The 22,894-nt window shown below is 75.2% G+C and carries 19 protein-coding genes; 10 read left to right on the top strand and 9 right to left on the bottom strand.

Annotated features, from left to right (window positions below):
* Positions 1–81 precede the first annotated feature (81 nt).
* The 4 genes from ABEB07_RS06950 to ABEB07_RS06935 form a co-directional block, all read right to left on the bottom strand.
* A complete protein-coding gene (locus ABEB07_RS06950) occupies positions 82–4,863 on the bottom strand; it encodes a hypothetical protein (RefSeq protein ID WP_345667453.1) in 4,782 nt (1,593 codons plus the stop codon).
* A gap of 38 nt (positions 4,864–4,901) precedes the next feature.
* The gene (locus tag ABEB07_RS06945; protein ID WP_345667452.1) at positions 4,902–5,792 is read right to left on the bottom strand and encodes a hypothetical protein; all 891 of its coding nucleotides are present in this window, start codon (positions 5,790–5,792) and stop codon (positions 4,902–4,904) included.
* Between the two features lie 114 nt (positions 5,793–5,906).
* Positions 5,907–7,436, bottom strand: coding sequence for a hypothetical protein (locus ABEB07_RS06940; RefSeq protein WP_176148188.1), 1,530 nt, complete (start codon positions 7,434–7,436; stop codon positions 5,907–5,909).
* Positions 7,437–7,605: 169 nt separating this feature from the next.
* The gene (locus ABEB07_RS06935) at positions 7,606–8,301 is read right to left on the bottom strand and encodes a GntR family transcriptional regulator (protein ID WP_345667451.1); all 696 of its coding nucleotides are present in this window, start codon (positions 8,299–8,301) and stop codon (positions 7,606–7,608) included.
* 159 nt (positions 8,302–8,460) lie between these two features.
* Here ABEB07_RS06935 and ABEB07_RS06930 point away from each other — a divergent pair, with 159 nt between their 5' ends.
* From ABEB07_RS06930 to ABEB07_RS06915, 4 genes are read left to right on the top strand one after another with little or no spacing between them, the layout of a single operon-like run.
* A complete protein-coding gene (locus ABEB07_RS06930; RefSeq protein WP_345667458.1) occupies positions 8,461–9,327 on the top strand; it encodes a putative hydro-lyase in 867 nt (288 codons plus the stop codon).
* Between the two features lie 38 nt (positions 9,328–9,365).
* Positions 9,366–10,124 carry a LamB/YcsF family protein gene (locus ABEB07_RS06925; protein WP_345667457.1) on the top strand — a complete coding sequence of 253 codons (759 nt, stop codon included), beginning with the start codon at positions 9,366–9,368 and terminating at the stop codon, positions 10,122–10,124.
* Complete coding sequence (gene pxpB / locus ABEB07_RS06920) at positions 10,121–10,738, top strand: 5-oxoprolinase subunit PxpB (protein ID WP_176148190.1); 618 nt, start codon at positions 10,121–10,123, stop codon at positions 10,736–10,738. The genes ABEB07_RS06925 and pxpB overlap by 4 nt, the downstream gene beginning before the upstream one ends.
* Entirely contained in the window at positions 10,735–11,604 is an 870-nt protein-coding gene (locus ABEB07_RS06915) for a 5-oxoprolinase subunit C family protein (protein WP_345667450.1), read from the top strand. Before pxpB ends, ABEB07_RS06915 begins: the two co-directional genes overlap by 4 nt.
* A gap of 29 nt (positions 11,605–11,633) precedes the next feature.
* On the opposite strand, the gene ABEB07_RS06910 is transcribed toward ABEB07_RS06915, so the two are convergent.
* Positions 11,634–13,052 carry a HEAT repeat domain-containing protein gene (locus ABEB07_RS06910; RefSeq protein WP_345667449.1) on the bottom strand — a complete coding sequence of 473 codons (1,419 nt, stop codon included), beginning with the start codon at positions 13,050–13,052 and terminating at the stop codon, positions 11,634–11,636.
* Between the two features lie 334 nt (positions 13,053–13,386).
* A complete protein-coding gene (locus ABEB07_RS06905) occupies positions 13,387–13,779 on the bottom strand; it encodes an ankyrin repeat domain-containing protein (protein ID WP_164583209.1) in 393 nt (130 codons plus the stop codon).
* A 378-nt stretch (positions 13,780–14,157) separates the two neighbouring features.
* Between ABEB07_RS06905 and ABEB07_RS06900 the strand changes: the two genes are divergently transcribed.
* Positions 14,158–14,352, top strand: coding sequence for a hypothetical protein (locus ABEB07_RS06900; RefSeq protein ID WP_164583207.1), 195 nt, complete (start codon positions 14,158–14,160; stop codon positions 14,350–14,352).
* A 130-nt stretch (positions 14,353–14,482) separates the two neighbouring features.
* Positions 14,483–16,123 carry an ATP-binding protein gene (locus ABEB07_RS06895; RefSeq protein WP_345667448.1) on the top strand — a complete coding sequence of 547 codons (1,641 nt, stop codon included), beginning with the start codon at positions 14,483–14,485 and terminating at the stop codon, positions 16,121–16,123.
* 40 nt (positions 16,124–16,163) lie between these two features.
* Here the strand turns inward: ABEB07_RS06895 and ABEB07_RS06890 are convergent, their stop codons facing one another.
* Positions 16,164–17,663: an SCO1417 family PLP biosynthesis transcription factor gene (locus ABEB07_RS06890; protein WP_345667447.1), complete on the bottom strand. Its 1,500-nt coding sequence runs from the start codon at positions 17,661–17,663 to the stop codon at positions 16,164–16,166.
* Between the two features lie 101 nt (positions 17,664–17,764).
* Here ABEB07_RS06890 and yczE point away from each other — a divergent pair, with 101 nt between their 5' ends.
* The 4 genes from yczE to ABEB07_RS06870 all read left to right on the top strand — a co-directional run bounded on the left by yczE (position 17,765) and on the right by ABEB07_RS06870 (position 21,249).
* Positions 17,765–18,427, top strand: a complete 663-nt coding sequence (yczE, locus tag ABEB07_RS06885) for a membrane protein YczE (RefSeq protein WP_176148196.1) — start codon at positions 17,765–17,767, stop codon at positions 18,425–18,427.
* A complete protein-coding gene (locus ABEB07_RS06880) occupies positions 18,424–19,191 on the top strand; it encodes a glycerophosphodiester phosphodiesterase (protein WP_345667446.1) in 768 nt (255 codons plus the stop codon). The genes yczE and ABEB07_RS06880 overlap by 4 nt, the downstream gene beginning before the upstream one ends.
* A 54-nt stretch (positions 19,192–19,245) precedes the next feature.
* Positions 19,246–20,595: an MFS transporter gene (locus ABEB07_RS06875; protein ID WP_345667445.1), complete on the top strand. Its 1,350-nt coding sequence runs from the start codon at positions 19,246–19,248 to the stop codon at positions 20,593–20,595.
* A gap of 279 nt (positions 20,596–20,874) precedes the next feature.
* The gene (locus ABEB07_RS06870; RefSeq protein WP_009187548.1) at positions 20,875–21,249 is read left to right on the top strand and encodes an RNA polymerase-binding protein RbpA; all 375 of its coding nucleotides are present in this window, start codon (positions 20,875–20,877) and stop codon (positions 21,247–21,249) included.
* 149 nt (positions 21,250–21,398) lie between these two features.
* On the opposite strand, the gene fxsA is transcribed toward ABEB07_RS06870, so the two are convergent.
* Complete coding sequence (gene fxsA, locus ABEB07_RS06865; protein ID WP_345667444.1) at positions 21,399–21,959, bottom strand: FxsA family membrane protein; 561 nt, start codon at positions 21,957–21,959, stop codon at positions 21,399–21,401.
* A gap of 41 nt (positions 21,960–22,000) precedes the next feature.
* Positions 22,001–22,810: a glycosyltransferase gene (locus tag ABEB07_RS06860; RefSeq protein ID WP_164582375.1), complete on the bottom strand. Its 810-nt coding sequence runs from the start codon at positions 22,808–22,810 to the stop codon at positions 22,001–22,003.
* Positions 22,811–22,894 lie beyond the last annotated feature (84 nt).

Raw genomic sequence — 22,894 nt, 5'->3', positions numbered from 1 at the left:
CCGCCGCGGGCGCGCCGCCGGCCGCCGGGCCGCCGCCGCCCGCGAACGCCGGTGCGGCGCGAACGCCGGTGCGGCGCGTGCCTACGGCGTGCTCGGCGCCGGCCGTTTGAACATGCGGGTCGCGGTGATCTCGCTGTGCACGGTCTCGCCGGTGGGTGTCTCCCGCGGCAGGCCCGGCCTCAGGTGCTCCTCCACGCTGATGTACTTCAGCCCGGCCCGCAGGTCGGCGTCGTTGCGCAGCCGGATGACCAGCGGGAACTCGGCCAGTGCCGTCGTGTCGAACAGGCCGGTGGTGTAGAGGAGCTGGACGCCGAGGGCGTCGGACACCGCTCGCTGGAGTTCCAGCAGATAGGTGGCGTTGGCGCGGCCGATGGGGTTGTCCAGGAACAGCGTGCCGGCGTGGCGGTGCTTGTCGTGGCCGCGGTCGTTGCTCCGCAGGGCCGCCATGGTGCAGTACAGGGCGATGGCCGCGGTGAGCAGCTGGCCGCCGGAGAAGACGTCGCCCATCTGACCGACCGGGACGCGTTCGGCGCGCAGCACCGCGTCCGGCTTGAGGATCTCCACGGCGACGCCCTTGGGCTGGAGGGCGGCGGCCACTCCGCGCAGCAGCAGGGACATGCCGTCGCGCCGCAGGTCGGAGTTCTTCCGCACGGCGGCCCGGGTCGCCTCGTCCACGACCTCGCCCAGGCGCTCGGTCAGCGTCGCCTGGTCGGGCTCCTCGAAGCGGATGCGCAGGAACTCCTGCCCGGACCACTCGCCGAGGCCCTCGGGCAGCCGGGACAGGCGCTGGGCGGACCTGAGCGTGGCGAGGGCGGACTCGACCAGTCCGCGCAGCCGGTCCACGATCGAGTCGCGGTTGCGCTCCAGTTGCGCCAGCTCGTCGGTGAGGACGCGCAGCCGGGGCGCGAAGGCGTCGGCCCACTTCTGGGCGTGCTCGGGCAGGGCGGAGGCGGGCAGTTCGCGGATCTGCTGCCGGGCCGGGGTGCGCACCTGCTCGTAGCGGGTGGAGTTGGCGTGCCGGACCAGGATGTCGCTCGCCTCGCGGACGGCGGCCTCGGCGGCGGACAGGTCGGCGGCGCAGCCGCGCAGCGACCGGCGGGCCTCGGCGGCGGCCTGCCGGGCGGCCTCCGGGCTGCCCGGGTACGGCTGCGGCTCCTCCTGCTCGTCCTCGCCGGTGTGCTCGCGCAGCAGGTCGCGGAGCATGGCGGCGATCTCGTCGAAGCCGCCTGCGGCGTCCTCGGCGGCGCGGTGGGCTTCCAGCAGTTCGGTGTGCGCGTCGCGGGCCTGGTTCAACGCCTCGGTGCGGGAGGCGAGTTCGGCGCCGGCCGTGCGCAGCAGGGCTTGGGCGTGCTCGGCGTCGCGCGGGAGCTGTTCCTCGGGCAGCCCGGTGTGCGCCTCGCCGTCCTCGGGGGCGAGGCGTTCGGTCTCGCCGCGCAGCCGGCCGAGCTGTTCGCTCGCGGAGGACATGCGGGTCTCCAGGAGCTGCACCAGTTCCTCGGCGCGGGCCGCGGCGGCCTGCCGGGACGGCCCGTCGGACCCGTCGGGCGAGGTCAGGAGCTGTTCGGCGCGGGTGCGGACCTTGTTGCTGAGCCGGTCGAGTTCGGCGCGGGCCGCGCTCTCGTCGCTCTCCGCGCGCGCCTGTTCGGCGCGCAGGTCGGCGCCGACGCCGACCTTCTCGTAGACCTGGGAGGCGGCGCGGTATGCCTCGCGCAGTGCGGGCAGGGACGCCTTGGGATCGTCCTCGTCGGCCTCGGGCACGTCGTCGGGCGCGCCGGCGATCTCGGCGCGTTCGGCGCGCAGCGCGCGGGCGGTGCGGCGGGCGTCGTCGGCGGCGCGCAGGGCGGCGAGCCGGTCCTCGTCGGCGGCGCGGGCGCGGTCCAGGCAGGTCTGGGCGCGGGCCTCGGACTCGGTGGCCTCGTCGGCGAGTTCGCGCAGTCTGGCCTGCCAGCCGGCGCGTTCGCGCAGCCGGAAGGCGAGTCCGGCCAGGGCGTCGGCGGCGCGGCGGGCCTTCTGCGCGGCCTCCTGGCGCTCGTCGCGCAGCTGTCCGGCCTCGGCGGCGGCCTCCTCGGCCTCGGCGCGCGCGGTCCGGGCCTCGGCCAGTTCGGCCTCGGACTCCTCGGCGAAGGCGCGGGCGTCGTGGGCGGCCTGGGCCAGTTCCACGAGGCGTCCGGCGGGGCAGCCGGTGCGCCAGGAGGCGAGCCGGGCGGCCAGTTCGCGGTCTTTGCCGAGCCGGGCGGCGAGCCGGCGGATCTCCTCGTCCCGCTCCGTCGCCCGGGCGCGCAGCGCCTGCCGTTCCTCGTCGGCGGCGTGCTCGTCGTGCATGGCCGGGTTCGGGGTGACGAGGAAGATCGCGCCCTCGGTGAGGTCGCCGGCCGGGGTGGGGGCGAGCAGGGCGGCGGCGGTGCCGACCGCCACGGCGGAGCGGGGCAGCAGGGCCGCGTCGGCGAGGACCTGCCGGGCCCGGGCGTGGGTGTCGGGGTCGGTGATGACGACGCCGTCGACGAGTTCGGGGCGGGCGGCCAGCACCCGCGCGTGGTCCGCGGGGTCGACGGCCTGGGCGAGGTAGCGCCAGCCGGGCAGTGCGGGGATGCCGTGCTCGCCGAGGAACTCGACGGTGGCCAGGACGTCGGGTCCGGGCGGGAGCAGTCCCCCGTCGCCGAGCGCGCCGAGGATGCGGGTGTCGTCGGCGGCGGCGGTGCGCAGGTCGAACAGGTGCCGTTCGGCGGAGGAGACGGCGGTGTCGAGGAGTGCGCGCAGTTCGTCGGCGAAGCGGTCCAGGTCCTCCACCGTGAGGGGGCCGTCGGCGGCGGGGCGCGGTGCGCGCGGCGGTTCCGCGGCCACCGCACCGTGCCGTGCGGTCCCGGTGGCGTCGCCGTCCGCAGGGTCCGGCGACGTGCCGTCGGCGGCCTCGGTCCGCGCGCCCGCCGTGTCGGGCGCGCGGCCCCGCGCGGGGCCGGGCACGGCGTCCTCGGGCGCGGTCCGGGGTCCGGGGACGCCGGTCCGTCCGGCCGGGGCCGCGGCCGGCAGGCTCAGCAGTTCGGCGAGGCGTTCCTCGGCCGCCAGGGCCTCGGCGGTGCGGCGTTCGGCCTCGTGCGCCCGCTGGGCCGCGGCCGCCGCGTCGGCCGCGCGGGCCGCCGTGAGTTCGGCGCGGGACTCGGCCGCGGCCGTCTCCCGGGCGTGTTCGGCGGCCTTGCGGGAGATCTCCCGGGCCTGGTCCCAGGCGGCGACGGCCGTCTTCTCGGCGTCGCTGGCGGCGAGGGCCGCGCGCGCCGGGTCGGCGTCGGGGGCGCTGTCGTCCAGCCAGCCGGCCCGGACGGCCTGTGCCGTCTCCTGTTCGACCTCGGCCAGCCGCTGGCGCAGATGGCCGGCCTCGCTGCGGGCGCGCTGGGCCTCGGTGGCGGCGGCGGTGGCGTCCCGGTGGGCCGTCTCACCGGCGTCCTGGAGGAGTGCGGAGCGCTCCTCGCCCTCGTTGGCGAGGGCTTCGGCGCTCTGAGCCGCCGTCTGGAGGGCCCGTACGAGGTCCACGGCGGCCTTGGCGCGGGCGGCGAGCGCGGGGGCGGCGTCGCGTTCGGCCTCCTGGATCGCGGCGGAGACGCGGGCCACCCGGTCGGCGGCGGCGCGGTGGCGCAGCGCGGCCTCGGCCGCCTGCCAGGCGGAGTGCAGGGTGCGCGCGTCGGCCAGTTCCCGTTTTTGCGCGGCGGCGGACTTCTCGGCGGCGGCCAGGGCCAGCGAGGCGTGCCGGTAGGCGAGTTCGGCGGCGATCAGCGCGCCGCGCTCGCGGGCGTCGTCGGATTGGGCGACGGTGTGGGCGGCGGCGGTGACGCGCTGGGCGAGGTCGGTGGCGCGGGAGCGTTCCCGCACGGCGCGGGCGGACAGCCGGCGCACCAGCGTGCGGGTGCGGCGTTCGGCTCCGGCGTGGATGTCGCGCGCGCGGGTGCGGGCCTCGGCGGCCTCCACGATCCGGCCGAGCAGGTCGGCGGAGCCGGCGGTGAAGTCCCGTTCGGCGATCAGTTCGGAGCGCCGGCCGAGCTTGTTGCCGAAGCCGCTGACCAGGTCGGCCAGGCCGTCGGTGTCGCGGGTGTCGGTGACGGCGCGCAGCAGCAGGTCGGTGAAGTCGGAGTCCTTCTTCACCGCGAACAGGCCGGCCGCCTCGCCCTCGTCGGCGTTCATCTCGCGCTGGTAGCGGAAGAGTTCGGGGTCGAGGCCGAGGTCGCCGAGGTGTTCGATCCAGCGGTCGTGGATCTCCTCCCAGTGCACCTCCAGGTGGGGGTAGGCCTTGCCCGCCTCGGTGAGGGCGTCCCGGAAGCCCTTCATGGTGCGCCGCCGGCCCCGGGCGCCCGAGACTCCCTCGGCGGGCGGGCGTACGGAGGTGGCCTCGGCGACGGGCAGGTTGTCCAGGCTGAGGCCGGGGCCGGGGCGGAAGGAGTACCAGGCCTCGGCGAACTTGCGCGGGTCGTTGGAGACCTGGCGCCCGCGCCACTCGCTGGCCTTGCCCACGACCACGCACGCGCCGGTCTGCACGTGCTGCCACTCCAGCGCGACGTGTCCGCAGTCGTCGGCGAGCAGGAACTTGCGCAGCACGCCGGAGCTGGCGCCGCCGAGGGTGTTGCGGTGGCCGGGCAGCATCACGGAGAAGATCAGCTTGAGCAGGACCGACTTGCCGCCGCCGTTCTCCAGGAAGAGCACGCCGGCGGGCGCGGGGCGGCGCGGCGGGCCGACAGGCTCCTCCTCGAAGAACTCCGCCTGGGTGGGCACGGGGTCGGGCACCGGCTTGCCCACGCCCCGCAGGTCAAGCACGGTGTCGGCGTAGCGCGCACCGGCGGGTCCGATGGAGTAGAGGCGGACCCGGGACAGCTCGTACATGGCGGACTCTCGTCAGTCTTCGTGCGGTTCGGCAGGGTTCAGGGCTGGGTGGGCGCGTGGAACGGCAGCCCGGCGTCGGCCACCAGTTCCAGGTCGTCGCCGTCCTCGGCGGGCAGCAGGCTCGGTGTGCCGTCGGTGACGGGGACGACGCCCAGGTCGAGGAGTTCGGCCAGGGCGGCGGCGCCGGCCATGTCGCGCACCTGGAGCTGGTAGCGGGCGGTGGTGCGGTAGGTGCCGCCGCTCTCGTCGCCGGTGCGCTGGAGGAACCCGGATTCGGTGAGGAACGTCAGGGCCTTGGCGACGATGCCGGTGGTGGAGGCGGCGGGACGGCGCGCGTCCTTGGTGGCGCCGGTGGCGCTGCGCCTGGCCCAGATCCGCCAGGCGGCCTCCAGGCCGGGTGCGTCGGTGGCCGGGTCGGTGTTCTCGCCCTGTTCCCCGGCGCGCTCCTCCAGCCGGCGGCAGGCCTGGCGGACGAAGGAGTCGACGCCGTTGACGGTGACACGGCCGATGTAGCCGTCGTCGGCGAGGTCCTCGGGCCGGGGGAAGGCGAGCGCGGCCACCGCGAGGTGGGCGAGTCCGTGCAGGAACCGGTCGCCGGAGTCGGTGGCGGCGCGGCGGGCGTAGTCGCCCATGCGGACGGCGAAGACCGAGTCCTCGGCGGCGGTGACCGCCATGCCCGCGCGCGGGGACACCTCCAGGACGACCAGGCCGAGGCCGGCGGCCACGGCGTCGGCGAGCCGGGCGAACGCCGGGTCCTCGCGGTGGCGGCGCAGCAGCTCGGCGTACTCCTGGTCGCGGGCGGGCTGCAGTCTGGGCTGGAGCCCGAAGGCGACCAGCCGGGCCGCGTCGGCGGCGTCGGCGGGCGTGACGGCGGCCGACGTGGGCGCGCCGTCGAGGTCCGGCTCACTCCGGTCGACGTGCTCGGTCACGGACACACCACTCCTCGGTCGTGCGGGCGGTTTGCGGGGCGGACGCCCCGAAGAGGGTACTGGGCGCGGGGGCGGCGGAGGCTCATACCGACCCCGTACGGCGGTGACGGGGGCTCACGCCGCCTCCGTGCGGCCGGCGGCCATTCCGGCGGCGTCCAGCAGCGCGGTGCCGACGATGAGGTCGGCGCCGCCGAACTCGGGGTCGGTCAGCTCGGTGCCGTCGTCCACGGCGAACAGCAGCTTCTCCTCGCCCTGCCGGTAGGCGGTGCCGACCGGCGGGCTGGCCGCGTGCACGGCGAGCAGGGCGACCAGATAGGCCAGCTCGGGGTCGCCGGTCCGCCGCGCCTCCGCCAGCAGCCCCGACAGCCGTCTGGGCGCGTCCGCCGGCAGGTCCAGCAGTTCCATGGCGGCGGCCAGTTGCTCCTCGCTGAACCTGCTGTCGTCCGGGGTGGCGATCAGGTCGGGCTCGGGCATCTCCGCGCCGAGGTGCTCGCGCTCCACGGGCGGGGTCAGCAGCAGGTCGACGAGGTCGGCGACCCGCACGGAGACGGGGGTGCGCAGTCCGGTGCCGTGCGCGAAGAAGGCGTCCGTGACGCGCCCGGCCTGCTCCAGCGGCAGCGGGAGGGTGGGGGCGAGCAGATGGCCGTAGAGGTCCGTGCCGGAGCTGGTGAGGGGGGTGGCGAAGGCCTGCCGGTCCTGTTCGGCGCGGAAGAGCGGGCCGGCCTCCAGCAGCCGGGACTGCAGCTGCGTGTGCCGGCGGATGCAGTCCTTGACGATGTCGACCAGTTCGGCGGCGCGCCGCTTGTGCTCGGGCTCCTCGGTCTCGTCGCGCGCCCGGCGGATGTTGGTCAGGATCGCGTTCTCGTGCCGGTAGCGGTCGGCGACGTGATCGAGGGCCTCGGCGATCATGTCGGGCACGGCGGTGAGCCAGTCCACCGCGCGGACGTTGCGCCGGGTGGCGTCCAGGGCGCGGCGCAGGGTCTCGGAGTACTGCACGGTCCGGTAGCGGGCCTGTTCGGCGGCGAGCTGCGCGTCGGCGAGGCGGCCGCGGTTGATGAGCACCTCCAGCTTGACCTCGGCGGCGATCTGCGCGCTGGTGACATCGGTGTCGAGGGCGCCGACGAGGACGTTGACCGCCTCGTCGGTGGTGCGCAGGTAGACGGTGCCGCCGGGGCCCGGCACCTCCTCGATGAGCTTGAAGTCGTAGTCGCGGCGCACATAGGCGCCGTCCGGGCCGAAGGTGCCGTAGACCGCGCGGAAGCCGCGGTCGACGCTGCCGACGTTGATCAGGTTCTCCAGCACCCAGCGGGCCACCCGCTCGTGCTCGGCGGCCGGCCGCGCGGGCGCCTGGGCGGCGACGCGCGGGATCAGCCGGGCCACGATCTGGTCGTGGTCGGCGCCGGTGTCGAAGTCCATGTTGAGGGTGACGAGGTCGATGCCGGCGAGCGCGATCTCGGCCATGCCGTACACCGAGTACTCGCCCGCGAGGTTCGCCTTGCGGGCGTCGAGGTCGTGCAGCGGCGCCGTGCAGGCGAGCGCGCGCAGCCGCCGCGCCAGCCCCTCGTCGGCGGCCGGGCCCGGGGCAGGGCGCGGCCCCGCGCTGAGCTGGGGCGGAACGCTGTCCGTCGACGCAGGCGAAGTCACGGTGCACAGACTAGGTCCTCGGTCCGACAACGACCCAAACGGCGCAGACCCGCCCCCGCCCCACCGCCCCCGCCCGGCCCGTCCGGCGCCGCGGGGCCGGGCCGGCGCGCACCGCGCGCACCGCGGGCCCCGCCCCAAAACGCCGCCCCGGGGCGTCGCGCCCCGCCCGCTACGCCTCCTCGCCCACCCGCCGCCGGTACACCTCGACGACCCGCTCCAGGGAGTCGTCCAGGTAGCCGGCGAGGAGGTGCTCCGCCTCGCGCCGCTGTCCCGCCGAGAGCGCCCGCAGAAGCTGCTCGTTGCGGTCGAGGTAGGGCTCGTGCAGCCGTCTGGGGTCGTCCACGACGTGGAAGGCGAGGCGGAGTTCGGCGAAGACGCTGCGCATCAGCTCGTCGGTGCGCTCGCTGCCGGCCAGCGCGACCAGTTCGCGGTGGAAGTGGATGTTGGCGGTGCCCAGCCCTTTCCAGTCACCTTCGCGCGCGGCCCGCCGGCCCTCGGCGACGGCCTCGGCCAGCCCGTCCAGCGCGTACGGCGGCTCGCCCAGGCCCCGTACGACGGCGCACTCGACGAGCCGGCGGGTGCGGTAGATGTCCTCGACGTCCTCGACCGCCAGCACCCGCACGAAGACCCCGCGGTTCAGCTCGTGGACGAGCAGCCGCTCGTGCGTGAGCAGCCGGAACGCCTCGCGCAACGTGTTGCGGGAGACGCCGAGGGCGCCGCCGATGCTGTCCTCCGACAGCCGGGTGCCGGGCGGGAAGTAGCCCTCGGCGATGCGGCTCCGGAGGATGTCGGAGACCCGCTCGGCGGTGCTGGTGCGGCCCAGCAGGGCGCGGTCGTCGGCCAGTGGCGTCAGCTGCTCAGCCATGCCCGGAATTGAACCGCAGACAGGAGTGCGGGACAACAGGGGTATTGAGGGATCGTTCAACGATCCTCTACCTTGCTGCTCAGCGCACGGCTCAGTCCCAGCACCCTTTCTCCTCCCGGTCGCGAGGTGCCCATGAGCACGAACCCTCCCCAGAAGACGATGACGTCCGGCATCCGTCCGCGGCCGCACGCGGACGCCGGCCCGGACGCGCCCGTGCGCGACCGCGCCGTGGTGCTCGCCGACGAGCACGCACGCGGGTGGAGCCCGCGTGCCGCCCGGCGGCGGTTCCGGTACGGACTGACGGGACCTACGGCCGGGGTGGCCGCGGGGCACACCCAGGCGAACCTGATCTCGGTCCCGGCCGACTGGGCGTACGACATGCTGCTGTTCTGCCAGCGCAACCCCAAGCCCTGCCCGGTCCTGGACGTCACCGACGCCGGTGCGACCACCACGGTCCTGGCCGAGGGCGCGGACCTGCGCACCGATTTGCCGCGCTACCGGGTGTGGCGGTACGGCGAGCTGGTGGCGGAGCCGACCGACGTGCGCGACCACTGGCGCGAGGACCTGGTGACGTTCCTGATCGGGTGCAGCTTCACCTTCGAGTGGGCGCTCGCGGCGGCGGGCGTCCCGATCCGGCACGTGGAGCAGGGCCGCAACGTGCCGATGTACGTGACGAACCGTCAGTGCCGCCCGGCCGGGCGGCTGCGCGGACCCCTGGTGGTCTCCATGCGCCCGGTGCCGCCCGACCGGCTGTCGGCGGCGATCCGGGAGAGCGCCCTGCTGCCGGCGGTGCACGGCGCCCCGGTGCACTGCGGCGTGCCCGCCGGGCTCGGCATCGAGGATCTCGGCCGGCCCGACTTCGGCGACCCGGTGGACGCCGAGCCCGGCGACGTGCCGGTGTTCTGGGCCTGCGGCGTGACCCCGCAGGCGGCGGTGACGGCGTCCCGGCCGCCGTTCGCCCTCACCCACGCACCGGGACAGATGCTCCTGACCGACGCCCGCGACGAGCAGTACCGCGTGGCCTGACAGAGACCTGAGAGAGACACGGGCGAGCCATGACATCAGTGCATTCGATCGACCTGAACGCCGACCTCGGTGAGGGCTTCGGCCGCTGGCGGCTGACCGACGACGAGCAGCTGCTGTCCGTCGTGACCAGCGCCAACGTGGCCTGCGGCTTCCACGCCGGGGACGCGGTCACCATGCGCCGGGTGTGCGAGCTGGCGGCCGCACGCGGGGTGCGGATCGGCGCGCAGGTCTCCTACCGGGACCTGGCCGGGTTCGGGCGGCGCGCGATGGACGTGCCGCCCGACGAACTGGCCGCCGAGGTCGCCTACCAGATCGGCGCCCTGGAGGTCTTCGCGCGCGCGGCCGGCGCCCGCGTGTCGTACGTCAAGCCGCACGGCGCCCTCTACAACCGGGTGGTGCGCGACGAGGAGCAGGCGGGCGCGGTCGTCGAGGGCGTACTGCTCGCCGACGCCGCGCTGCCGGTGCTCGGGCTGCCGGGTTCGCGGCTGCTGGAGCTGGCCGGCAAGGCCGGACTTCCCACGGTGACCGAGGCGTTCGCGGACCGCGCCTACACCGGGGAGGCCACGCTCGTGCCGCGCGGTCTGGCCGGCGCGGTGATCACCGACCCGGCCGCCGTCCTGGAGCGTTCGGTGCGCCTGGCCCGGTCCGGGACGGTCCTCTCGCACGGCGGGGAGGTCATCGGCGTACGGGCGCGCTCGCTGTGCCTGCACGGCGACACGCCGGGTGCGGTGGAGCTGGCCCGGCGGGTGCGCGCGCGTCTGGCGGCGGCCGGGGTGCGGGTGGAGGCGTTCGCGTGAGGGTGCTGCCGGTGGGCTCGGACGCGCTGCTCGTCGAGGTCGCGTCCGGGGCGCAGGCCGAGGCCCTGCACGCGGAGCTGCTGCGGCGGCGCGCGGCGGGCCTGCTGAGGGCGGCCGAGATCGTGCCCGCCGCCCGTACGGTGCTGCTCGACGGCCTCGCCGAACCGGACCGGGTGGCCCGCGAACTGCGCGCCGCGCGGGTGCCGCCCGCGGCGGCGCGCGGGGAGCGGACCGTGGAGCTGCCCGTGCGCTACGACGGCCCGGACCTGGCCGCCGTGGCCGCGCACTGGAAGGTGGCCGAGCGGGAGGTCGCGCGGGTGCACGCGGCCACCGAGTTCCGCGTCGCCTTCTGCGGCTTCGCGCCCGGCTTCGGGTACCTCACCGGACTGCCCGAGCGCTGCCACGTGCCGCGCCGGGCCACCCCGCGGACGGCGGTGCCGGCCGGGGCGGTGGCGCTGGCGGGCCCGTACACGGGGGTCTACCCGCGCTCGTCGCCGGGCGGCTGGCAGCTGATCGGCAGCACCGACGCGGTGCTGTGGGACCACACGCGGGCGCCGGCCGCCCTGCTGGCACCGGGCACGCGGGTGCGCTTCGTCCCCGAGGAGCCGGTATGAGCGACCGCGCGCTCGTCGTCGTGCGCGCCGGGGCGCTGACCACCGTCCAGGACGGGGGACGCCCCGGCCACGCGCATCTGGGGGTGCCCCGCTCCGGGGCGCTGGACGCGCCGGCCGCCGCGCTGGCCAACCGGCTGGTCGGCAATCCGCGCGGGGCGGCCGTGCTGGAGACCACGCTCGACGGCTGCGCCCTGCGACCGCGTTCGCCGGTCGCCGTGGCGGTCACCGGCGCGCCCTGCCCGGTCCGGCTGGACGGCCGTCCGGTCGCCTGGGGAGCGCCGGTACGGGTCCCGGCGGGCGCGGTGCTGGAGGTGGGCGCCGCGGTGCGCGGAGTACGCGGTTACGTCGCCGTCGGCGGCGGGGTGGCCGTCGAGCCGGTGCTCGGCAGCCGGTCCACCGATCTGCTGTCCGGACTCGGACCCGCGCCGCTCACCGACGGTACGGTGCTCCCGCTGGGGCCGCCGGCCGGGCTCCCCGCGGCCGTGGACGTCGCCCCGCGGCCGGGGCCGGCGGCCGAGCTGGTCCTGCGGGTGGTCCTCGGGCCGCGCGAGGACTGGTTCACCGCGCGGGCGCTGCGCGTGCTCGCCACGCGGCCGTACCGCGTGTCGTCGGCGAGCAACCGCGTCGGACTGCGCACCGAGGGGCCCGCGCTGGAGCGGGCCCGGACCGGCGAGCTGCCCAGCGAGGGCATGGTCCTGGGCGCGGTCCAGGTGCCGCCCGACGGGCGCCCGGTGGTCTTCCTCGCCGACCACCCGACCACCGGCGGCTATCCGGTGATCGCGGTGGTGCGCGCCGCCGACCTGCCCGCCGCCGCCCAGGCGGCGCCGGGCACCCCGGTCCGGTTCGTGCCGGTACGGCGGAGCTGAGCGCCGCCGGGGCGCCGTCCGGCGCCCGTTCAGCCGGTGGGCAGGTCCGGGCCGATCCGGCTGCGGACGGCGGTCTGCACCTCCGCCTCCTCGGCCGGGTCGGCGGCGAGCCGGCGCAGCTGGTCGACGACCCGGGTGTCGCCGGTCTCGGCGTACCGGGCGGCGAGTTCGCGGGTGGTCTCCTCGCAGTCCCACAGGCACTCGACGGCGAATCCGGCCGGGAAGGACGGGTCGGTGGCGGCCAGCGCGCGGGCGGCGCGGTGGCGCAGGTGGGAGGAGGCGGTCTCGCGGTAGACGTGGCGCAGCACGGGCGCGGCGCAGGCGATGCCGAGCCGTCCGGCGCCGTCGACCAGGGTCCACAGGGTGGCCGCGTCAGGGCCCTCTCCCCGCACGGCCTCGCGCAGCGCGGCGAGCACGAGGTCGCGGTCGCGCACCTCGCCGCGGCAGGCCAGCATGCGTCCGGCGGCGGCGCCCAGCGCGTCGGGGCGGCGGGCCCAGCCGCGGGCGCGGTCCACGGCCGCCGTGCCGCGCATCCGTTCGAAAGCGTCGAGGGCGGCCTCCACCACGACCGCCGAGCCGTCGGACACCGCGGCCTCGATCAGGTCGAGGGCGCCGGGATCGTCGCCGTCGGCGAGGTAGCGCAGGGCGGTGCAGCGGGCGCCGTCGGCGCCGTACCGGGCGGCCTGGAGGATCTCGGGCCGGTCCTCCGGGCCCGCAACGGCGCTCAGGCAGCGGGCGGCCGGGACGTGGAGGGCGGCGCCGCGCTCCAGGCCCTGCTGGGCCCAGTCGAACACGGCCCCCACGCTCCAGCCCGGACGCGGCCCGGTGGGGCGCATCTGCCGCTGCCAGCGGTCGAAGCAGCCGGTCTCGTGGGCGGCGCGCACCCGGGCGGCGATCGGCTCGCGCGGGTCCTCGGCCCACAGCCGCCAGGGCCGGGGCTCGAAGGCGTCGCGCACGGCGGCGGCCAGCGCGGCCTCGCCCTCGGCGTCGGCGGCGAAGCGGGCGAGGACCGGGGCGGCCAGTGAGCGCAGCCCGGCGTCGTCGTCGCGCAGCGCCAGCTCGTCCAGGGCCCACGCCCAGTTGGCGCCGCCGGCGGCGTATCCGCGCAGCAGGGCGAGGGCGTCCAGCCTGCCGTAGGAGGCCAGGTGGCCGAGGACGGCGAGGGCGAGTCCGGTGCGGGACTCGTCGGTGTCGAGGGCGTCCTCGGGGTCGAAGAGGTGCGCCTCGATCGCGTCCAGCTCGCCGTTCAGGTCGAGGTAGAGCCGGGCGTAGTACAGGGAGCGGTTCTCCACCTGCCAGTCGTGCCGGGGGTCGTGCAGCACGCAGTGGTCGAGTGCCGCGAGCGCCTCGGTGCGCGGGGCGGTGAGCGCGTGCAGTGTGCCGTCGCCGCGGCCCCGCTGGAGCAGGCCGAGCAGCGTGCCGCTGGGCGCTATGACCGGATCGAACATGGGAAACAGCCTCACATCAAGCGTCGACGCAACCGGGGAACAGCACTACCTGGCCACGTGACAACACGTCGGGGCGCCCGCCGTCTCTTGCTTGCTGTAGACCATCTTCCTCTGCCTCTCGTCGGTGGCCCATACGGACCGCGTCACGGTCCGCGCGGTGCGGCAAGCCCTGCCCGTCCGCCGTGTCCGTGAACCACGACGTCATGATGACCCGGCGCCTGCGCTGCCGCGACCGAAATTTCCGGCGGCCTTGTACCGCCTCCCCCGTTTTGTGTGTCGTGCCTGGTCGGCGGGCCGTTTCAGCAGCTCACGGCGTGCTGGGCGGCCCGTGGGATCACTGCTCGCCGAAGAGTCGCAGCAGCTCGGTCCGGCCGAACATGCGGGCCGTGTCGAGGGCCGACGGGGTGCCCGCCGTCGGGTCGGCGCCGGCCTCCAGCAGGGCCTCGATGACGTCCTGCTCGCCCTTGAAGACCGCTCCGGCGAGGGGCGTCTGGCCCCGGTCGTTGACGCGGTCGGCGTCGGCGCCGCGGGCCAGCAGGGCGCGGACGGCGTCGGCGTGGCCGTGGTAGGCGGCGAGCATCACGAGGGAGTCGCCGCGGTCGTTGGTGAGGTTGGCCGGGACGCCGGCGTCGACGTAGGCGACGAGCGTGTCGGCCGGTCCCTGCCGGGCCAGATCGAAGATCTTGGTCGCCAGCTCCACGACCTCGGGGTCGAGGGCTTCACTCATCGGCCGGACCGCCTCTCACTGCGAGCGTTGGGGACTGCTGGGCGCCGCCGGCGACTGCTGGGGGGCCGCCGGGGCACCGCTGGGGGACTGCTGGGGACTGCGGGGAGCAAGCGTACGGCCGCGCGAGCGGTGCTCGGCCGTACGGGTGAATCGCCAGGGTACTGGCTCGCGCGGCGCGGCACCCGACGCGCCGGAGGTAAAGATCACCTCGTGACCGGCCGCGCGCAACAGCTGAGGGCCACCGCCACGCCCACCGACTCGACCGCACGAGGGAAAAGCGGCGATTTTCACCCGCTTGCACCTTTTGTCATATGGATACATGCTGTGATCCTGGAAGGACTGAGGGTGACTGTCCCCCTTCGACACCAGGAGATTCACATGATCCTCTCCGTCTCAGGCGTCGTCCTGTTCGGCGTCATCGGCTTCATCTTCTTCCGCAAGGACGGCCTGAAGCCCTCCCACGCGTGCGTGTCGACCCTCTTCGGCTTCTACCTCGCCAGCACCGCCATCGCGCCGAGTATCAGAGCCGGCGGCGAGAGCCTGGCCAGCCTGCTCGGCGGCATGCGGTTCTGACAGCTCTCACGGCCCTGACGGCCCTGACGCCGAACGCCCCGAGGACCGAGGCCGACGCCGACGCCGACGCCGACGCCGACGCCGTCCAGGGGACACCCCCACCGACCGTCCGCACCCCCAGGAGGCAGCAGTGGCCCGGCGGCCCCTCCCCCGCATTCTGAGCACCGGCGGCGCGCGGCTGGCCCGCGGCCGGGAACTGGCCCGGACGGCGGCCGACGGCGCCACGGACGTCCTGCACCCGCTGATCACCGTCGCCCGGGGTCTGCGCCGGCTCGCCGCGGCCGGCCGGCGCAGATGGGCCGAGACGCCCACGGACCGGCGCGGTCCGCTGCTGTTCGTGGTGGCCGCCCTGTTCCTGGTCACGGCCCTGGCGCCGTACGGTCCGCTGCTCGCCGCCGTCGCGGTGACGGGCGCGGCGGCCTGGCACGGCCGGGACCGCGCCCCGGCGGCGCCCGTGGACCCGGACGAGCCGCGCACCCGCCGCCTGGCGTCGCTGTACGAGGCCCTGGTCCCGTACTTCTCGGCCGCCGAGGACCCGGCCCCGCTGTACGCGCACGGCGGCTCCTGGGAGAAGGCCTTCCCGGCCTACGAGTTCGACGACTCCGGCCGCCTCTGCCATCTGCTGGTGCGCTACCCGGCGTACTTCACCGACGGGGAGCCCGAGTCGCGCGCGCGGATCGAGCACCTGCTGACCGCCAAGGCGGGGCGCGGCCGCGAATACCTGTTCACCTGGGACGAGGAGGGCAACGAGCTGACGGTCACCGCGCTGGCCCCGCTGCCCACCGGGGTCCCCGCCCAGCGGTTCGTCGCCGCGCCGGGCGAGACCGTGCTCGGCTTCACCGACCCCAGCGAGGTGCAGCGGACGCTGCCCCTCACCTACGGGGCCGAGCAGCGCGACGTGCCACCGGTCGTCTGGCGCACCGGCCCCCGCTCCACCGAGCCGCACCTGCTGGCGCTCGGGCAGCCGGGCAGCGGCACCTCCACCCTGCTGCGCTCGATCGCGTTGCAGGCGCTCCAGCACGGCGACGTGGTGATCGTCGACGGCGGCGGCACCGGGGAGTACGCCTGCCTGGTCGGCCGGGACGGGGTCCTCGCGGTGGAGTGCGGGCTCGCCGGGGCGGTGGCGAGCCTGGAGTGGGCGGCCACCGAGACCGAGCGCCGGCTGATCGCGGTCAACCGCGCCCGGCAGGCCGGGCTGGCGCCGCCGGACGACACCCGGCGTCCGCTGTGGCTGCTGCTGGACCGGCCGACCTCCTTCACCCACCTGGCCGCGGCGGACGGACGCAAGGACCCGCAGGCGCTGCTCCAGGTGCCCCTGCGGCACGGCCGCGCGGTGAACGTGACGGTCGTGGTGGCCGAGCAGTTCGACAGCGCGGACGTGCTCGGGGAGGCGCTGCGGCAGCACACGCGGGCGCGGGTGGTGCTCGGGCCGGCGACGGTGGAGCAGCTCAAGGCGGTGCTGGGGGCGCCGCCGCACACCACTCCGCTGCCGGCCGTTCCGCCCGGGCGGGGGTACGCGCGGCTGGGGAACGGGGCCGTGCACCGGCTCCAGGTGCCGGCGACGCCCGATCCGTACGACGACTCGATCGGGGCGGCGCTGCGGAAGGCGGTGGAGGAGCTGCTGCCGCCGAAGACGACGCCGGCGGACGGGGAGACGGTGCCGGAGCCGTCCGTGACGGAGGCGGAGGCGGAAGCCGCGGGGGCGGAGGCGGTGGCCGAGGCCGAGGAGGCCGTGGCGAAGGCGGCCAAGGCGGTGGGCGAGCCTTCGTGAGGTCGCTTGTTTCAGGTGGGCGCGGCGGGCGGAGGGTTTGTCAGGCCACGAAGGTTCTCGGGGAGTCGCCGGTCAGGGGGGTGCCTGTTTCGACCAGGCGGGCCGCGGCGGCCAGGCGGGCGGCCGCCTCCTCCGCCACCGCTCCGGCGACGGTGAACGGGAGCCGTACGTAGCCCTCGAAGGCGCCGTCGACGCCGAAACGGGGGCCGGACGGGACCCGGACGCCCACCCGCTCGCCCGCCTCGGCGATCCGGGAGCCCGAGAGCCCGCCGGTGCGCACCCACAGGGTCAGGCCGCCCTGCGGCACCTCGAACTCCCAGGTGGGCAGCTCGCGCCGGACCGCCGCGATCAGCGCGTCCCGGTTGTCGCGGGCCTGGTTCCGCCGCAGCTGGACCGCTTGCTCCCAGCCGCCGGTGCTGAACAGCCAGTTCACGGCGAGCTGCTCCAGCACGGGGGTGCCCAGATCGGCGTAGGCGCGCGCGGCGACCAGGCTGCGGATCACATCGGGGGCGGCCCGGACCCAGCCGATGCGCATCCCGGCCCAGAAGGCCTTGCTGGCGGACCCGACGGTGATCACCGTGGAGCCGGCCGGATCGAAGCCGCAGACCCGCCGCGGCATCTCCGGACCCGGCTCCAGGTACAGCTCGCTCATCGTCTCGTCGACGACGAGCACCGTCCCGGCCGACCGCGCCGCCTCCACCAGGCGGCGGCGCTGGTCCTCGTCGGCGAGGGCGCCGGTGGGGTTGTGGAAGTCGGCCACGACGTAGGCGATCCGGGGCGCGGCCTCGCGCAGCACCTGGCGCCAGCGGTCCAGGTCCCAGCCGGTGAGCCCCTCGGCCATCGCCACGGGGACCAGCCGGGCGCCCGCCTCCCGCATCAGCTGGAGGATGTTGGCGTAGGAGGGCGACTCGACGGCGATGCGCTCGCCCCGGCCGCCGAAGAGGTGGCAGATGGCGTCGATGGCGCCCATGGCGCCCGTCGTCACCATGATCTGCTCGGGCATGGTGGGGATGCCGCGCGCGGTGTACCGCTCGGCGATCATCGACCGCAGGGCGGGGAGCCCGGCCGGGTAGTCGCCGTGCGTGTGGGCGTAGGGCGGCAGTTCCTCCAGCGCGCCCTGCACGGCGCGGGTGAGCCAGGGCTCGGGGGCGGGCAGCGCGGCGGTGCCCAGGTCGATCACCGAGCCCAGCGCCTCCGGCGGCAGGGGTTCGAGACCCCGGGCCGGCAGCGGGTTGCCGGCCGGCACCGCGGTCCAGCTGCCCGCCCCGCGCCGCGACTCCAGGAACCCCTCGGTGCGCAGCGTCTCGTAGGCGGCGGCGACCGTGGTGCGGCTGACGGAGAGGGCCAGCGCGAGTTCGCGTTCGGCGGGCAGCCGGGCGGCCACCGGGACGCGGCCCTCCAGGACCAGCAGCCGGACGCCGTCGGCGAGCGCGCGGTAGGCGGGCGGGCGGCGGGCGCCGGGCCCGGCCGGGCGCTCCTGCTGTGAGTTGAGCAGCCGCGCCAGCTGCGTGGCGCCCATCGCCGAGGTCCACTGCGCCATGCGCACCAGTCCACCTTCCCCGAATTGGCCATGGATGACTTTCGTTCCCCCGCCACAGAGTGTCACGCACCAGGCCACTTCCACCACCAGGGGGGCACATCATGTCCATGCGGGGCCGGCTCGGACGGCGGCTGATCCAGCTCTACGCCGGCCTCGTGCTGTACGGCGTCAGCAGCGGCCTCCTGGTCGTGGCGGGGCTGGGTCTGGAGCCGTGGAACGTGCTGCACCAGGGCCTGGCCGAGCTGACCGGCCTGACGATCGGGGAGGTGTCGATCGTCGTGGGCGCCGCGGTGCTGCTGCTGTGGATACCGCTGCGCCAGCGGCCCGGCCTCGGCACGGTCTCCAACGTCTTCCTGATCGGGGTGGCGATGGACGGCACCCTCGCCGCGCTGCCCGCCGTGCACGCGCCGGCGGTCAGCGTGGCGAGGGTCTCGCTGCTGCTGGCGGGCGTGCTGCTCAACGGGGCGGCCACCGGCCTCTACATCGCCGCCCGGCTGGGTCCCGGTCCGCGCGACGGGCTGATGACCGGTCTGCACCTGCGCACCGGCCGCTCGGTGCGGCTGATGCGCACGGCCGTGGAGGCGGCGGTCGTCGTCACCGGATTCGCCCTCGGCGGCACCATCGGCGTGGGCACCCTGCTGTACGCGGTCGCGATCGGTCCGCTGGCCCAGTTCTTCCTGCGCCTGTTCGCCGTTCCGGCAGCGGGCGAGGGCAGCGCGGCCGTTGCCGCGGCTTCACCCGAAAGGGCGATACTGCGTGCGTGACCACGCTCGTACGCCACCCCTACCTCGACCATCCGGGGCCCATCCCGTTCGCCCATCGCGGCGGAGCCGCCGACGGCCTGGAGAACACCGTGGCCCAGTTCCGGCGGGCGGTCGCACTCGGCTACCGGTACATCGAGACCGATGTGCACGCCACGGCGGACGGCCGGCTGGTCGCCTTCCACGACGCGACCCTGGACCGGGTGACCGACGGCGCGGGCCGGATAGCGGACCTGCCGTGGGCGGAGGTGGCGCGGGCGCGCGTGGCGGGCCGTGAGCCGGTGCCGCTCTTCGAGGAGCTGCTGGAGACCTTCCCCGAGGTGCGCTGGAACGTCGACGTGAAGGCGGAGCCGGCGCTGCGTCCGCTGCTGGAGGTGATCGAGCGCAGGACCGCCTTCGCGCGCGTGTGCGTCGGCTCCTTCTCCGAGGCGCGGGTGGTGCGGGCCCAGCGGCTGGCCGGGCCGCGGCTGGCGACGTCGTACGGGACGCGGGGCGTGCTGGGTCTGCGGCTGCGGTCCTGGGGGCTGCCGGCGGCCCTGCGGCGCTCGGCCGTCGCCGCTCAGGTGCCGGTCGCGCAGTCGGGCGTCCCGGTGGTCGACCGGCTGTTCGTCCACGCGGCCCACGCGCGCGGGCTCCAGGTGCACGTGTGGACGATCAACGAGCCGGAGCGGATGCACCGGCTCCTGGACCTCGGCGTCGATGGCATCATGACCGATCACATCGACACGCTGCGCGCGGTCATGCGGGAGCGGGGCGTCTGGTTCTGAGCCGTGCCCGCCCGTTCGGCGCGCGGCATCCGAGGCGGGGAAGCGAGGGCACGGGTGGGCACCGACACCGTGCGGGCACAGGCCGGGGACGACGCCGCCGAGCGGCGGCGCGAGCAGCACGGCTGGTACTTCTACGACTGGGCGTGCTCCGTCTACTCCACCAGCGTGCTCACCGTCTTCCTCGGCCCCTACCTGACCTCGGTGGCCCGGGCGGCGGCGGACCCGGACGGGTTCGTGCACCCGCTGGGGATACCGGTGCGCGCCGGGTCGTTCTTCGCCTACTGCGTGTCGGCGTCGGTGGTCCTGGCGATCGTGGTGATGCCCATGGCGGGCGCCGCGGCCGACCGCACCGGCCGGCGCAAGCCGCTGCTGGCGGCGGCCGCCTACACGGGGGCCGCCGCCACCACGGGCCTGTTCTTCCTGGACGGCCACCGCTATCTGCTGGGCGGCGCCCTGCTGATCGTCGCCAACGCGTCGGTGGCCGTCTCGATGGTCCTGTACAACTCCTACCTGCCGCAGATCGCGCCGCCCGAGGAGCGCGACGCGGTGTCCTCGCGCGGCTGGGCCTTCGGCTACGCGGCCGGCTCGCTGGTGCTGGTGGCGAATCTGGTCCTGTTCACCGGCCACGACTCCTTCGGCGTGTCCGAGGCGACGGCGGTGCGGATCTGTCTGGCCTCGGCGGGGCTGTGGTGGGGCGTGTTCACCCTCGTGCCGCTCAGGCGGCTGCGGGACCGGCGCGCGCCGGCGGCCGCCGCGCCGCGCGCACGGGGCTGGCGGCAGCTGGCGGCCACCGTGCGGGACCTGCGGGAGCGGCCGCTGACGCTGGCCTTCCTGGTGGCGTACCTGATCTACAACGACGGCATCCAGACGGTGATCTCGCAGGCCTCGGTGTACGGCTCGCAGGAGCTGGGGCTCGGGCAGTCCACGCTGATCACGGCGGTGCTGATGGTGCAGGTGCTGGCGGTGGCGGGGGCGCTGGGCATGGGGCGCCTGGCGCGGACGTACGGGGCGAAGCGGACGATCCTCGGGTCGCTGGTCGCCTGGACGGCCACCCTGGCGGCCGGGTTCTTCCTGCCCGCCGGGGCGCCGGTGTGGTTCTTCGTGCTGGCGGCCGGGATCGGCCTGGTCCTCGGCGGCAGCCAGGCGCTGTCGCGGTCGCTGTTCTCGCACCTCGTGCCGCCCGGCAAGGAGGCGGAGTACTTCTCCGCGTACGAGATGAGCGACCGGGGCATGAGCTGGCTGGGGCCGCTGCTGTTCGGGATGACGTACCAGCTGACCGGGAGCTACCGGGACGCGATCGTCTCGCTGGTGGTGTTCTTCGTGCTCGGTTTCGGCCTGCTGGCGCGGGTACCGGTGGAGCGGGCGATCCGGGACGCGGGCAATCCGGTTCCCGACCGGATTTAGCACTCGCGGCGAAAGGGCTGTAGTGTACGCGTTTGGCCTGCCAGGCGTACCGTTACTGCGCGTCAAAGATGCCGAAACGCTGGGTGACATCTCGTTGTAGATGTGACAAACCGGGCGCCGGTGGGTACTGCACTGGTTGACAAGGCTGCGGCTACGACGGCGACACATGACCCGGAACGGGACATCCGAACGGGAATCTTTACCGCCGACCGGACGTTGACCGGATGACGACGACAGCGACACCTGTCCTGTGGGCGACAAGCCCGGGAGGCACGATTCATGAGTGAGCGAGCTCTTCGCGGCACGCGCCTCGTGGTGACCAGCTACGAGACGGACCGCGGTATCGACTTGGCTCCGCGCCAGGCCGTGGAGTACGCATGCGAGAAGGGGCACCGCTTCGAGATGCCCTTCTCGGTCGAGGCGGAGATTCCGCCGGAGTGGGAGTGCAAGGTCTGCGGGGCCCCGGCACTCCTGGTGGATGGCGACGGTCCGGAGGAGAAGAAGGCCAAGCCGGCGCGTACGCACTGGGACATGCTGATGGAGCGGCGTACCCGCGAGGAGCTCGAAGAGGTCCTCGAGGAGCGGCTGGCCGTACTGCGGTCGGGCGCGATGAACATCGCCGTTCATCCTCGGGACAGCCGCAAGAGCGCGTAGTCCCCGCGGGGGCGCGGCCCCGGCCGCGACGCCCCCGAGAACGCGGAACGGGCGCCGTACGAGATCTTCTCGTACGGCGCCCGTTCCGTTTCCGGTCCCTGTCCCGGGTGCGGCCATGGGCGGCCCGCCGGGGCGCCGGCCGGTCCGGCTCAGCGGGTCAGCGGCGGACGCGGGTCGTGGGACGCGCCGCCCGGCTCGTCCTCCCTGATCACCTCGCCCGCGACGACCTTGCCGTCGGGGCGGTGGACGCGGACCTGCCGGAAGGCGTCGCCCAGGGTGCCGGGCGCGGCCGCGCGGAGCCTGCGCTCCACCGTGCGCTCGGTGAGGCGGCCGACGGCCCGCTGGACGGGCGAGAGCAGCAGGAGCAGTCCGGCGACGTCCGAGAGCATGCCCGGGATGATCAGCAGCAGGCCGCCCAGCATCATCAGGCCGTTGCCGCCGCGGCGCGCCGAGGGGGCGTCGCCGCGCTGGAGGGCGTCGTTGAGGTTCTGGAAGGCCCGGCGACCGGCGCGCTTGATCACCACGGCGCCGAGCACGATCCCGGCGAGCAGCAGCAGGAACACCGTGAGGCCGCCCGCCGCGCCCGCGACCAGGGACAGCAGCCAGATCTCCAGCACCAGCCACGCCGCGAGGCCCAGCGGCAGGTACCTGCGGAGCCGGGAACGTCGTGGCCGGGCGGAGGAGGGAGAGGTCGGAGCGCCTGTCGTCATGTCTCAAGTGTGCCTGGGCGCGGCTCAGTGCCGGATAAGGTCTAGGCCTTCTCGCCCTCGGGCTTGGCGCCGCGGCCGGTGAGCTTGGTCACCCGCTCCCCCACGCCCCACGTGGTGACCCGCCACAGCGCCTCCACGAGGATGTCGCGGCTCATCTTGGAGTCGCCCAGCTCGCGTTCGACGAAGGTGATGGGGACCTCGACGACGTGGTAGCCGGCCTTCACGGCGCGGCGGGCCAGGTCGACCTGGAAGCAGTAGCCCTGCGAGGCGACCTCGTCCAGGCCCAGACCTTCGAGCGTCTCGCGGCGGAAGGCGCGGTAGCCGCCGGTGATGTCGCGCAGGGGCAGGTCCAGCGCGAGGCGCGAGTACATGCTGCCGCCGCGGGAGATGAACTCGCGGCCCTTGGGCCAGTTCACCACCCGGCCGCCGGGCACCCAGCGCGAGCCCAGCACCAGGTCGGCGCCCTTGAGGGCGGTCAGCAGCCGGGGCAGTTCCTCGGGCTGGTGGGAGCCGTCGGCGTCCATCTCGACCAGCACGCCGTAGTCGCGCTCCAGGCCCCAGCGGAAGCCCGCGAGGTAGGCGGCGCCGAGGCCCTCCTTGCCCTTGCGGTGCAGCACGTGCACCCGCTCGTCCTCGGCGGCCAGCTCGTCGGCGAGCTTGCCCGTGCCGTCGGGGCTGTTGTCGTCGGCCACGAGGACGTGGGCCTCGGGGACGGCCTCGCGCACCCGGCCCACGATCGTCTTGATGTTCTCCGCCTCGTTGTAGGTCGGAATGATCACCAAGGCCGTGCCGAGCGGACCGAACCGCCTCTCCTGGGCTCCCGCCGCCGGGGTGCCGTCGCCGTCGTTCACCACTGCCCCTTCACGTCCGTACGCACAGGTCCACCATAGTGGGCACGGCCTGGGGGTATGTGACACGACGTGCGTACCGCGGCG

It is taken from the genome of Streptomyces similanensis (assembly GCF_039543625.1).
Lineage (GTDB): Bacteria > Actinomycetota > Actinomycetes > Streptomycetales > Streptomycetaceae > Streptomyces > Streptomyces similanensis.
This window is presented reverse-complemented; position numbering and strand designations above follow the sequence as displayed.

Coding starts and splice junctions, on each gene's coding strand:
- ABEB07_RS06950 (WP_345667453.1), bottom strand. CDS start 4,863: ATGTACGAGCTGTCCCGGGTCCGCCTCTACTCCATCGGACCCGCCGGT.
- ABEB07_RS06935 (WP_345667451.1), bottom strand. CDS start 8,301: ATGGCTGAGCAGCTGACGCCACTGGCCGACGACCGCGCCCTGCTGGGC.
- ABEB07_RS06930 (WP_345667458.1), top strand. CDS start 8,461: ATGACGTCCGGCATCCGTCCGCGGCCGCACGCGGACGCCGGCCCGGAC.
- ABEB07_RS06915 (WP_345667450.1), top strand. CDS start 10,735: ATGAGCGACCGCGCGCTCGTCGTCGTGCGCGCCGGGGCGCTGACCACC.
- ABEB07_RS06910 (WP_345667449.1), bottom strand. CDS start 13,052: ATGTTCGATCCGGTCATAGCGCCCAGCGGCACGCTGCTCGGCCTGCTC.
- ABEB07_RS06905 (WP_164583209.1), bottom strand. CDS start 13,779: ATGAGTGAAGCCCTCGACCCCGAGGTCGTGGAGCTGGCGACCAAGATC.
- ABEB07_RS06900 (WP_164583207.1), top strand. CDS start 14,158: ATGATCCTCTCCGTCTCAGGCGTCGTCCTGTTCGGCGTCATCGGCTTC.
- ABEB07_RS06890 (WP_345667447.1), bottom strand. CDS start 17,663: ATGGCGCAGTGGACCTCGGCGATGGGCGCCACGCAGCTGGCGCGGCTG.
- yczE (WP_176148196.1), top strand. CDS start 17,765: ATGTCCATGCGGGGCCGGCTCGGACGGCGGCTGATCCAGCTCTACGCC.
- ABEB07_RS06870 (WP_009187548.1), top strand. CDS start 20,875: ATGAGTGAGCGAGCTCTTCGCGGCACGCGCCTCGTGGTGACCAGCTAC.
- fxsA (WP_345667444.1), bottom strand. CDS start 21,959: ATGACGACAGGCGCTCCGACCTCTCCCTCCTCCGCCCGGCCACGACGT.